The organism is Paraburkholderia phosphatilytica (genome assembly GCF_003443895.1).
Lineage (GTDB): Bacteria > Pseudomonadota > Gammaproteobacteria > Burkholderiales > Burkholderiaceae > Paraburkholderia > Paraburkholderia phosphatilytica.
Genome location: NZ_QQOA01000005.1, coordinates 153,298 through 165,145 on the forward strand (window position 1 = coordinate 153,298; position 11,848 = coordinate 165,145).

Annotated in this window: 12 protein-coding genes; 10 read left to right on the forward strand and 2 right to left on the reverse strand. The window is 66.2% G+C overall.

Annotated features, from left to right (window positions below):
• Positions 1-178: 178 nt before the first annotated feature.
• The 10 genes from DVS29_RS07605 to astE all read left to right on the forward strand — a co-directional run bounded on the left by DVS29_RS07605 (position 179) and on the right by astE (position 11,016).
• Positions 179-865: an ABC transporter permease gene (locus DVS29_RS07605; RefSeq protein WP_118179824.1), complete on the forward strand. Its 687-nt coding sequence runs from the start codon at positions 179-181 to the stop codon at positions 863-865.
• A gap of 2 nt (positions 866-867) precedes the next feature.
• A complete protein-coding gene (locus DVS29_RS07610; RefSeq protein ID WP_118179825.1) occupies positions 868-1,581 on the forward strand; it encodes an ABC transporter permease in 714 nt (237 codons plus the stop codon).
• A gap of 83 nt (positions 1,582-1,664) precedes the next feature.
• The gene (locus DVS29_RS07615) at positions 1,665-2,456 is read left to right on the forward strand and encodes an ABC transporter ATP-binding protein (RefSeq protein ID WP_118179915.1); all 792 of its coding nucleotides are present in this window, start codon (positions 1,665-1,667) and stop codon (positions 2,454-2,456) included.
• Positions 2,457-2,493: 37 nt separating this feature from the next.
• Positions 2,494-3,555, forward strand: coding sequence for a GlxA family transcriptional regulator (locus tag DVS29_RS07620; protein WP_118179826.1), 1,062 nt, complete (start codon positions 2,494-2,496; stop codon positions 3,553-3,555).
• 96 nt (positions 3,556-3,651) lie between these two features.
• On the forward strand, positions 3,652-4,884 hold the full coding sequence (locus DVS29_RS07625; protein WP_118179827.1) for an aspartate aminotransferase family protein: 1,233 nt from the start codon (positions 3,652-3,654) through the stop codon (positions 4,882-4,884).
• Between the two features lie 105 nt (positions 4,885-4,989).
• On the forward strand, positions 4,990-6,048 hold the full coding sequence (aruF, locus tag DVS29_RS07630) for an arginine/ornithine succinyltransferase subunit alpha (protein ID WP_118179828.1): 1,059 nt from the start codon (positions 4,990-4,992) through the stop codon (positions 6,046-6,048).
• A gap of 31 nt (positions 6,049-6,079) precedes the next feature.
• Positions 6,080-7,132: an arginine N-succinyltransferase gene (gene astA, locus DVS29_RS07635; RefSeq protein ID WP_118179829.1), complete on the forward strand. Its 1,053-nt coding sequence runs from the start codon at positions 6,080-6,082 to the stop codon at positions 7,130-7,132.
• Complete coding sequence (astD, locus tag DVS29_RS07640; protein ID WP_118179830.1) at positions 7,129-8,592, forward strand: succinylglutamate-semialdehyde dehydrogenase; 1,464 nt, start codon at positions 7,129-7,131, stop codon at positions 8,590-8,592. Before astA ends, astD begins: the two co-directional genes overlap by 4 nt.
• Positions 8,593-8,618: 26 nt before the next feature.
• Entirely contained in the window at positions 8,619-9,959 is a 1,341-nt protein-coding gene (gene astB / locus DVS29_RS07645) for an N-succinylarginine dihydrolase (protein WP_118179916.1), read from the forward strand.
• Between the two features lie 7 nt (positions 9,960-9,966).
• Positions 9,967-11,016, forward strand: a complete 1,050-nt coding sequence (astE, locus tag DVS29_RS07650; RefSeq protein WP_118179831.1) for a succinylglutamate desuccinylase — start codon at positions 9,967-9,969, stop codon at positions 11,014-11,016.
• A 71-nt stretch (positions 11,017-11,087) separates the two neighbouring features.
• On the opposite strand, the gene DVS29_RS07655 is transcribed toward astE, so the two are convergent.
• Together DVS29_RS07655 and DVS29_RS07660 are read right to left on the reverse strand one after the other, a co-directional pair.
• Positions 11,088-11,369, reverse strand: a complete 282-nt coding sequence (locus DVS29_RS07655) for a helix-turn-helix transcriptional regulator (RefSeq protein WP_118179832.1) — start codon at positions 11,367-11,369, stop codon at positions 11,088-11,090.
• Between the two features lies 1 nt (position 11,370).
• Entirely contained in the window at positions 11,371-11,595 is a 225-nt protein-coding gene (locus DVS29_RS07660; RefSeq protein WP_240655510.1) for a type II toxin-antitoxin system RelE/ParE family toxin, read from the reverse strand.
• Positions 11,596-11,848: the final 253 nt, after the last annotated feature.

Sequence of the window (11,848 nt, forward strand, 5' to 3'; positions counted from 1 at the left end):
GCCCTGTCCCGCAGGGCGACGAACCGCCTGCGCCCGGCCGCCTGAGGCCGTTTTTGCGCTGCAGCAAGATCGCCCCCGGCGGTTTGAGCAAATCTTTTTCGCCTGCGAGACTCCGCGCCAATCCCTCATCCACCGGCCTCATCGGTCCCACGGATCGCACTACAAGGAGACGCGCGCGATGCTCTACGGCTTTGGCCCCATCCTGCTGGCGGGAACGCTCGAAACCATCAAGCTGTCGGTGCTGTCGCTCGCGGTGGCGGTGGCGCTCGGACTGATCGGCGCCGCGGCGAAGCTGTCGCGCCACCGGCCGCTGCGTTCGGTCGCGACCGCGTATACGACGCTGATCCGCTCGGTGCCCGACCTCGTGCTGATGCTGCTGCTGTTCTACAGCATCCAGATCTGGCTCAACGACTTCACCGACCTGCTGGGATGGGATCAGATCGACATCGACCCGTTTCTCGCCGGCGTGCTGACGCTCGGCTTCATCTACGGCGCGTACTTCACCGAGACCTTTCGCGGTGCGTTTCTCTCGGTGCCGCGCGGCCAGCTCGAAGCGGGCAGCGCGTACGGTATGAGCAGCGCGCGGGTGTTCGCGCGGATCATGTTCCCGCAGATGATGCGCTTCGCGCTGCCGGGCATCGGCAACAACTGGCAGGTGCTCGTGAAGGCGACGGCGCTGGTGTCGATCATCGGCCTCGCCGACGTCGTGAAGGCCGCGCAGGACGCGGGCAAGAGCACCTTCAACATGTTCTTCTTCATCCTGGTGGCCGCGGGGATCTATCTCGCGATCACCACCGTATCGAACGGTGTGCTGATCTGGCTGGAGCGCCGCTATTCGATCGGCGTGCGGCACGCGGAGCTTTGACCATGAACGAGATCATCACGCAATACTGGCGCGCGTTCCTGTTCTGGGATGGACAGGGGCTATCGGGTCTCGCGGTCACGCTGTGGCTGCTCGTCGCATCGGTTGGCATCGGCTTTTGCGTATCGATTCCGCTCGCAGTCGCGCGCGTGTCGAAAAAGCGCTGGCTGTCCACGCCTGTCCGCGTCTACACCTACGTGTTTCGCGGCACGCCGCTCTACGTGCAGCTGCTCTTGATCTACACGGGCCTCTACAGCCTCGACTTCGTGCGCTCGCATTCGCTGCTGGACGCGTTCTTTCGCAGCGGCTTTCATTGCGCGGTGCTGTCGTTCGCGCTGAACACCTGCGCGTACACGACGGAGATTTTCGCGGGCGCGATCCGCGCGACGACGCACGGCGAAGTGGAAGCGGCGCGCGCATACGGGATGAGCACGTTCACGATGTACCGCCGCATTGTGATACCGTCCGCGCTGCGACGCGCGCTGCCGTTGTACAGTAACGAGGTGATCCTGATGCTGCATGCGACCACGGTCGCGTTCACGGCGACGGTGCCCGACATCCTGAAGGTGGCCCGCGACGTGAATTCGGCCACCTACGCGTCGTTCGAATCGTTCGGGCTCGCGGCGCTGATCTACTGCGCGGTGTCGTTCGCGCTCGTCGCCGGGTTCCGCCGCGCGGAGCGCCGCTGGCTCGCGTATCTCGCGGTCCGCACGCATTGACGCGTGCTTTGCCCGCCGTATCGTTCGCATTGTCGTATTTCGCCTGCCGTCATCCGGCCAGTTTCACCGAAGAGGAGAGCGCCTTGCTCCACACCACGCAAACCGAAGCCTGCAAGCTCGTCGCCCAGGACATCCACAAACGCTTCGGCGACAACGAAGTGCTGAAGGGTGTGTCGCTGAACGCGAACAAGGGCGACGTGATCAGCATCATCGGCGCGAGTGGCTCGGGCAAGAGCACATTCCTGCGCTGCATCAACTTCCTCGAGCGGCCGAACGCGGGGCAGATCGTCGTCGATGGCGAAGCCGTGCGCACGAAGCAGGACAAGAGCGGCAACCTTGAAGTGGCGGACCATAAGCAGTTGCAGCGCATCCGCACGAAGCTCGCGATGGTGTTCCAGCACTTCAACCTGTGGGCGCACATGAACGTGCTCGAGAACGTGATGGAAGCGCCGCTGCATGTGCTCGGCGTGCCGCGCAAGGAAGCGGAGGACCGCGCGCGCGAATACCTGGAGAAAGTGGGCCTCGCGCCGCGCGTCGAGAAGCAGTATCCGGCGCATCTGTCGGGCGGGCAGCAGCAGCGCGTGGCGATTGCCCGCGCGCTCGCGATGCATCCCGACGTGATGCTGTTCGACGAGCCGACCTCGGCGCTCGACCCGGAACTCGTCGGCGAAGTGCTGAAGGTGATGCAGAAGCTCGCAGAAGAAGGCCGCACGATGATCGTCGTCACGCATGAAATGGGTTTCGCGCGCAACGTGTCGAACCACGTGATGTTCCTGCACCAGGGCCGCACCGAAGAAGAAGGCGCGCCCGCGGAGGTGCTCGGCGCGCCGAAGAGCGAGCGCCTGAAGCAGTTTCTGTCGGGCAGTCTCAAGTAGGCCGGCAAACCCGCACTCAGTAACCAGCCCCGAACCGATGGCGCGCGCGACCGGCTCCCCCCGCACTACCCAGGTGGCGATCGTCGCGTTGCCGCCGGTGTCGATGTCGGGCGTCGGGCCGATCGTCGATGCGCTCAATCTTGCCAACGAGATCGACGCTCGCCTCCTGTACCGCTGGCAGGTGTGCTCATGGGACGGCCGCCCGGTGCCGCTCGCGGGCGGCGCGCATTGGCCCGCCGATGCCGCGTTCGGCGACGTGATCGCGTGCGACTGGCTGATCGTCGTCAGCGAACGGTTCCAGCAGTTCGCCGACTATCGCCTGTTTCTCGCGAGCCTCGCCCGCGTCGGGCAGCGCACGCCGCTCGTCACAGGCATTCATCACGGCGTGTGGTGGCTCGCGATGGCGGGGCAACTGTCCGGCTATCGCGTGAGCGTGAACTGGGAAACCTATCAGCAGTTCGCCGAGCAGTTTGAACGCTCGATCGTCACGCAGCAGATCTTCGAGATCGACCGCGATCGCGCGACCTGCGCGGGCGGGCAGGCCACGGTCGATTTCATGCTCGCGATGATCGCGCGCGAACACGGCCAGGAACTCGCGGAGCGGATCGCCGATGCGCTCGGCACCGGCACGCTGCGCGCGGGCGAGGAGCGCCAGCGCATTCCGTTCGTCACTGCGCCCGGCGAGCGGCATCCGCGCCTGAACGACGCGCTGTTGCTGATGGAAGCGAACATCGAGGATCCGCTCACTACCGACGAGATCGCGAACCTGATCGGCATGTCGCGCCGGCAGCTCGAGCGGCTGTTTCGCCAGTACCTGGGCGCGATGCCGTCGAAGTACTACCTGGGGCTGCGGCTTCTGAAAGCGCGCACGCAGTTGCAGCGCACGAGCAAGTCGGTGGTGCAGATCAGCCTCGCGTGCGGATTTTCTTCGGCGGCGCATTTTTCGAACGCGTATCGTGAGCGTTTTGGCGTGACGCCGCGCGAGGATCGCCGCAACTGGATCGAAAAGCAGCACGGCGGCCCGGCGGACGGCCGCGCGAGCCCGGCTGAACCGCGCCCGGCCGCGCTGATCGAGCGGCCCGACGACATGGAACGCTGAGTGCGCGGCCAAGCCCGATAGAACGCGTCGCGTATGCGCAAGACGATTCGCCGGACGTTTCCTACACTAGTGGCATTACCGCAACGAGGACTGGCCATGACCAACGACCTGACAGTGACGCGCAAGACCTTCGACGACGTGATGGTGCCGGTGTTCGCCCCCGCGGGCTTCGTGCCGGATCGAGGCGAGGGTTCTCGCGTATGGGACACGGAAGGCCGCGACTACATTGACTTCGCGGGCGGCATCGCGGTGACGGCGCTCGGCCATGCGCATCCGGAACTGCTGAAGGTGCTGCACGAGCAGGGCAGCAAGCTCTGGCACATCGGTAACGGCTACACGAACGAGCCGGTGCTGCGCCTCGCGAAGCGGCTCGAAGCGCTGACCTTCGCCGACCGCGCGTTCTTCGCGAACTCGGGCGCGGAAGCGAACGAGGCCGCGCTGAAGCTCGCGCGCCGCGTCGCGTTCGACCGTCATGGCGCGCAGAAGGACCAGATCGTGTCTTTCACGCAGTCGTTCCATGGCCGCACGTTCTTCACGGTCAGCGTCGGCGGGCAGCCGAAGTATTCGGAAGGCTTCGGCCCGGTGCCGGCCGGCATCGTTCATCTGCCGTACAACGATCTCGCCGCGGCGAAAGCGACCATTGGCGCGCAGACCTGCGCGGTGATTGTCGAGCCGATTCAGGGCGAGGGCGGCGTAATTCCGGCGGAGCCGGCGTTCCTCGCCGGCTTGCGCGCGCTGTGCGACCAGCATGGCGCACTGCTGATCTTCGACGAAGTGCAGACGGGCGTCGGCCGCACGGGGCACTTCTACGCGTACCAGGACACGGGCGTGACGCCCGACATCCTCACCACCGCGAAGGCGCTCGGCAACGGTTTCCCGATCGGCGCGATGCTGACCAGGAACGAACTGGCCGCGCATTTCAAGGTCGGCGTGCACGGCACCACGTATGGCGGTAATCCGCTCGCGGCGGCGATTGCTGACAAGGTGGTTGAACTGATCAGTGATCCGCAACTGCTCGTCGGCGTGCGCGAACGCAGCGAACTCCTGAAGGCGAAGCTTGCTGGATTGAACGAGCGCTTCGGCCTGTTCAGCGACATTCGCGGCAAGGGTCTGCTGATCGGCGCTGAACTGAATGAAGCGTGGAAAGGCCGCGCGAAAGACTTCCTGACGGCCGCGGCGAATCACGGCGCGATGATGCTGATCGCGGGGCCGGACGTGCTGCGTTTTGCGCCTTCGCTGGTGATGCCGGTCGAAGACCTGAACGAAGGTTTCCGGCGCATCGGCGAGGCCATTGCGGAAGTGGTCGGCGCAACGGCCGATGCGCGCTGACGGCATCCAGGTACAGGCAGCGGAGTTCGTCATGCTACCGGTGCCGCTTGCAGGCCGCTGTGGTGCGAGTCGCTGCGCGGGCCACATTTTCACTCAGGAGCCCTGATGCTCTTCGTTCGTCCCAGCCGTCTCGCCGATCTCGACGCGCTCGCGCAGATGGCGCGCACCGCGCAACCGGTACTGCATTCGCTGCCGCACGACCGGAGCGCGCTCGAGGCGCGCATCGCGCTGTCGGAAGACTCGTTTCGCGCGGAAGTCGAATTTCCGGGCGAGGAGTTCTACCTGTTCGTGCTCGAAGACTCGGCGAGCGGCAAGCTGCTCGGCACGGCGAGCATCGTCGCGGCGGCTGGCTACGCGGAGCCGTTCTACGCGTTTCGCAACGACGCGCTGATTCACGCATCGCGCGAGCTGCACGTGAACCGCAAGATCCACGCGCTGACGATGTCGCACGAGCTCACCGGCAAGAGCCGGCTCGCGGGCTTCTATATCGACCCGTCGCTGCGCGGCGATGTGGCCGCGCATCTGATCTCGCGCGCGCGGATGATGTACATCGCCGCGAACCGGCGGCGCTTCACGCAGGAAGTGTTTTCGCTGCTGCTCGGCGTGACCGACGACGCGGGCGTGTCACCGTTCTGGGAAGCGGTGGGCCGCAAGTTCTTCAATCGCGATTTCGCCGATATCGAGGTGAAATCGGGCGGGCGCAGCAACACCTTCATCGCGGAAGTGATGCCGAGCTATCCGATCTACGTGCCGCTGTTGCCGGAGTCCGCGCAGCGCGTGCTGGGCGAGCCGAATCCGCGCACGCTGCTCGCGTACGAGATTCATCTGGAAGAGGGCTTCGAGACCGATCGCTACGTCGATATCTTCGATGCGGGTCCGGTGCTGACCGCGCAGGTCGATCGCAGCGCGAGCGTGCACTACAACGAGAACCGCAGGGTGCGCGAGTCGGCGGGCGCGCGGGGCGAGCCGCATCTGATTGCGAGCGGCGGCGGCAATGACGGATTTCGCTGCGTGATCGCATCGCTGCCCGCGCGCGGCGAAGGTGAGCCGGACGCGCCGCTGCCGCGCGACGTGCGCGCGGCGCTCGGTGTCGTCGATGGCGAGAGCGTACGGTGCGTGCCGCTGCATCGGCATGGCGACGAGATGTCGGGAGAACGGGAATGAACCACGCGCACGCCAGGCAAGGAAAAACATCATGATCGTCGTACGCGTAGTGGAAACCGGCGATCTGGACGCGCTCGTCGCGCTCGCTGGGGAAACCGGCCCGGGCCTCACCACCTTCAAGCCGGACCGCGATGCGCTCGCCGCGCGTGTCGCACGCGCGCGGCGCACGATGGCGGGCGATGCCGCGCCGCGCGAGGCCGGTTACTTCTTCGTGATGGAAGACACCGCCACGGGCGATGTGGCCGGCGTCTGCGGCATCGAAACCGAAGTGGGCCTCGAGCAGCCGTTCTACAACTATCGCGTGTCGACGGTCGTGCACGCGAGCCAGGACCTCGGTATCTGGACGCGGATGCGGGCGCTCAACATCTCGCACGACCTGACCGGTTACGCGGAGGTGTGCTCGCTGTTCCTGAGTCCGCGCTATCGCACGGCGGGCGTCGGCAGTCTGCTGTCGCGCTCGCGCTTCATGTTCATCGCGCAGTTCCGCGAGCGGTTTCCGCAGCGTATCTGCGCGGAACTGCGCGGCCATTTCGATGCGGACGGCACGTCGCCGTTCTGGCGCGCGGTCGGTTCGCACTTCTACCAGATCGACTTCAACGTGGCGGACTATCTGAGCTCGCACGGCCGCAAGTCGTTCCTCGCGGAGCTGATGCCGCGTTTTCCGGTGTACGTCGAGCTGCTGCCGGACGACGCGCAGCGGGCGGTCGGCCTCACGCACAGCGATACCTTGCCCGCGCGCAAGATGCTCGAAACGGAGGGCCTGCGCTACGAGAACCACGTCGACATTTTCGACGCGGGACCGGTGCTCGAATGTCACGTCGCCGATCTGCGCACGGTGCGCGAGAGCGTCGTCGTGCCGGTCGGGATCGTTGCGGATGCCCAGCGGCAGGCGGTGGACGGCGAACGCTCGCTGGTGTCGAACACATCGCTCGACGATTTTCGCGTGGGCTTCGCGGCAGGCGCGCCGCACGCCGGCGTGTTTTGTCTCTCCGCGAGCGAAGCGGCGGCGCTGCGCGTGAAGGCGGGCGACCCCGTGCGCGTGCTGCCGCAGAAGGCGCCTAAACAGAAACAGGGATCAACATGAGCGAACTTTTCGTCGATGGCGCATGGGTGGCCGGCACAGGCCCCGCATTCGCGTCGCGCAATCCGGGCACCGGTACGGTGGTGTGGGAAGGCAACAGCGCATCGGCTGACGATGTCGATCGCGCGGTGCGCAGCGCACGGCGCGCATTCGGCGCGTGGTCCGCGCTGACACCCGACGAGCGCGCGGCGATCGTGCGGCGCTTCGCGGCGCTCGTCAACGAACGCAAGGAGGCGCTCGCGGATGCGATCGGCCGAGAGACTGGCAAGCCGCTGTGGGAGGCGCGCACCGAGGTCGCGTCGATGGCGGCAAAGGTCGAGATCTCGATCAAGGCCTACGACGAGCGCACCGGCGAGCGGCGCACGCCGATGGCGGACGGCGTCGCGGTATTGCGCCACCGGCCGCATGGCGTGGTCGCGGTGTTCGGCCCGTACAACTTCCCGGGGCATCTGCCGAATGGTCATATCGTGCCGGCGCTGATCGCGGGCAATACGGTCGTGTTCAAGCCGTCGGAACTGGCGCCGGGCGTCGCACGCGCGACCGTCGAGGTATGGCGCGACGCGGGGCTGCCCGCGGGTGTGATGAATCTCGTGCAGGGCGAGAAAGACACCGGCGTCGCGCTCGCGAACCATCGGCAGATCGATGGGCTCTTCTTCACCGGCAGCTCGGATACCGGCACGCTGCTGCACCGGCAGTTCGGTGGCCGGCCGGAGATCGTGCTCGCGCTGGAGATGGGCGGCAACAATCCGCTCGTCGTCGCGGACGTCGCGGATCTCGATGCAGCCGTGCATCACACGATCCAGTCCGCGTATCTGTCGGCGGGGCAGCGCTGCACCTGCGCGCGCCGCATCTTCGTGCCGAACGATGCGTTCGGCGCGCGCTTCGTCGAACGGCTTGTCGACGTCACGTCGCGCATCGCGTTCGGCGTGTACAACGACGATCCGCAGCCGTTCATGGGCGCGGTGATCTCGGCGCGCGCGGCGACGCGTCTGGTCGCGGCGCAAGCGGAACTGATCGCGCTTGGCGCGAAGCCGCTTCTCGCGATGGAGCAGCGCGACCCGCGGCTCGGTTTCGTGAGCCCCGCGATCCTGGACGTGACGGGCGTCACGGGTATTGCGGACGAAGAGCACTTCGGGCCGCTCGCGCAGATCGTCCGCTACGACACGTTCGACGCCGCGCTCGCCGGCGCGAACGATACCGCGTACGGCCTCTCGGCGGGGCTGCTCGCCGACGACGAAGCGCTGTGGTCGCGCTTCAATCGCACGATCCGCGCGGGCATCGTCAACTGGAACCGGCCGACCAACGGTGCGTCGTCGGGTGCGCCGTTCGGCGGCCCGGGCCGCTCGGGCAACGGCCGGCCGAGCGCGTACTACGCGGCCGACTACTGCGCGTATCCGATGGCGTCGGTGGAAAGCGTGCAGTTGCAGATGCCCGGCAGCGTGTCGCCGGGACTTCACTTCTAGAGCCAGGTTTTGCAGGGATGAGCGCGATGCAAGCGTCTGAAGCCAATTTCGACGGACTCGTCGGTCCGACCCATAACTACGCGGGCCTGTCGTTCGGCAACGTCGCGTCGCAGAACAACGAGAAGTCGGTCGCGAATCCGCGCGCGGCGGCGAAGCAGGGGCTGCGCAAGATGAAGCAGCTCGCCGACCTCGGCTTCCATCAGGGCGTGTTGCCGCCGCAGGAGCGGCCGTCGATGCGCCTGTTGCGGGAGCTCGGTTTTTCCGGCGACGAAGCGACGGTGATCGCGAAGGTGGCGCGCGATGCGCCCGAGCTGCTCGCTGCCGCGAGTTCGGCATCGGCGATGTGGACCGCGAACGCGGCGACGGTGAGCCCGTCGGCGGATACGCACGACGGCCGCGTGCACTTCACGCCCGCGAACCTGACGAGCAAGCTGCATCGCGCGATCGAACACGAGGCGACGCGCCGCACGCTGCGCACGATCTTCGCGGACCCGGCTCGCTTCGAGGTGCACGAAGCGCTGCCCGGCACGCCCGCGCTCGGCGACGAGGGCGCGGCGAACCATACGCGTTTCTGCGCCGAATATGGCGCGCGCGGCGTGGAGTTCTTCGTGTACGGCAAGAGCGAGTATCGCCGCGGTCCGGAACCGAAGCGCTACCCGGCGCGGCAGACGTTCGAGGCGAGCCGCGCGGTCGCGCAGCGTCATGGGCTCGCAGAAGACGCAACGGTTTACGCGCAGCAGACGCCCGACGTGATCGATGCCGGCGTGTTCCACAACGACGTGATCGCGGTCGGCAACCGGCAGACGCTGTTCTGTCACGAGCTTGCGTTCGTTGGCCGCACCAGCGTGTACGACGAGTTGCGCGGTAAGCTCGCGAAGCTCAACGCGCAGTTCGACGTGATCGAGGTGCGCGACGCAGAGGTGAGCGTGGCCGATGCCGTGTCGTCGTATCTGTTCAACAGCCAGCTGCTGACGCGCCCGGATGGCCGCCAGGTGCTGGTGGTGCCGCAGGAGTGCCGCGAGAACCCGCGCGTCGCGATGTATCTGGAAGACGTGAAGTCGGGGAGTGGTCCGATCGACGACGTGCTGGTGTTCGACCTGCGCGAGAGCATGAAGAACGGTGGCGGCCCCGCGTGCCTGCGGCTGCGCGTCGTGCTGAATGAAACGGAGCGCGCGGCCGTCGCGCCTGGTGTGTGGATCGACGATGCGCTCTTTGGCAAGCTCGACGCGTGGATCGAAAAGCACTACCGCGACCGTCTCGCACCGGGCGATCTGACCGATCCGAAACTGCTCGAAGAATCGCGCACCGCGCTCGACGAGCTCACGCAGATCCTGCGTCTCGGGTCCCTGTACGACTTCCAGCGCTGATCGAACGATGACGATGCCCGCGATGCTCGATGATTTTCTGGCCTTTTCGCTCGCGGGTTCACGCCCGTCCGCCGATGCCGCGTCAGGTCTGTGCGCGAACGGCGCGGTGCGCTGGCAATGGCTCGATCACGGCGTGATGCAGTTCGAACCGTGTGCTTCTCACGATGGCGTGGACCGGCAAAGCAGCGTGCTCGCATCGGCGGGTATTCACGGCGACGAGACCGCGCCGATCGAGCTGCTGTCGTTCGTCGCGCGCGACATCGCGAACAGCACGCTGCCGCTTGCGTGCAGGCTCTTCGTGGTGCTCGGCAATCTCGATGCGATGCGCGCGGGCAGGCGCTATCTCGACGATGATCTGAACCGGCTCTTCAGCGGCCGGCATCTCCAGTTGCCGCAGAGTCACGAAGCGCCCCGTGCGGCGACGCTCGAACGGCTCGCCGGGCAGTTCTTCGCCGCGGCGCCCGCTGGCGGCGCGCGCTGGCACATCGACATGCACACGGCGATCCGTGCGTCCATGTTCGAGCAGTTCGCGTTGCTGCCGCACACCGGCGCGCCGTTGTCGCGGGAGATGTTCGAGTGGCTGCGCGATGCGCGCATTGCCGCGGTGCTGCTGCATACGACGAAGGCCAGCACGTTCTCGCATTACTCCGCGGAAACCTGCGGTGCGCTTGCCTGCACGCTCGAACTTGGAAAGGTGCGGCCGTTCGGCAAGAACGATCTCGCGCGCTTCGCCGGTGCGGACGAAGCGCTGCGGGCGTTGATCGGTCGCAGACCTGAACATGGGGCGACGCGCGGCGGCGAGCTGCCGCGTGTGTTCACCGTAATCGACCAGATCACGAAGCAGAGCGACGCGTTCGAACTGCTGCTTGCCGCCGACGTCGCGAACTTCACGCCGTTCCCGAAAGACACGCTGCTTGCGCGCGATGGCGACTATCGCTACACGGTGCGCCACGATGAAGAGCGCATCGTGTTTCCGAATCCGACTGTGAAGCCGGGGCTGCGCGCGGGGCTACTGGTGGTGGAGACGACCGGGGAGACGCACGCGGCGCTTTCGTGAGATGGCGCCGCGCGCACCTTCATGCAACGGGACCGTTGTGGGCGCTTCTAGCGAAAGCCCGGTTACTTCAATTACCTCAGGGCCTCGAGACGGATCACCGCGCGGCTTCCCGTCGCCTCGGCATAGCGCGACAAGGTGCGGATGGACGGCAGCGTACGGCCGCTCTCCATCCGCGCGATGGTGGATTGCGCGGTATTCATCCGCTCGGCCACCTGCTCCTGTGTCAAACCGGCTCGCACCCGCGCGGCGATGAGTTCGCGCGCAAGCGCGAATTCCGGCGTTTGCGCTGCGTACTCGGCCCGGGTCTCGGGGTCGGCCAGCAGGCGTTTTTTCAGCGTTGCCAGACTGGTCATTTCAGTCCTCCTTGATTCGGGTGCAGGCCGTTTCGATCGCTCGAAGCGGTGTCTTCTGCGTTTTCTTCACGAATACGTGCAGCACGACGAGGCGCTGCACGGTCCGCGTCATGTAGATGCCTCGCGCGATGCCGTCGCGGCCGGTCATGCGAATTTCCCAAAGCTTACCCTGCAGCGGGCGTACATGAGGCATCCCGACTTGCTGCGGACCAAAGTCCGCCGGCATCTCCGCGATATGGACGAACCGGGCACGCAAGTCGGCTGGCAGCGCGAGCAGCTCGCTTCAGCCTCAGGCAGCAGTTCGACCACCCACTTCTGGCAATTTATCTCTTTTTTGGTATATTTCCTGGTCAATTTTCGATCCTCCCGCAGTCCTCGTCGGGACTGCCGTTACGTACTTGAATGTGTTTCGAAGCGGAGAAAGCCGCGAAGAAAGCCGCGAAGAAAGCCGTGAAGAAGGCCGTGAAGCGGCCCGGTGC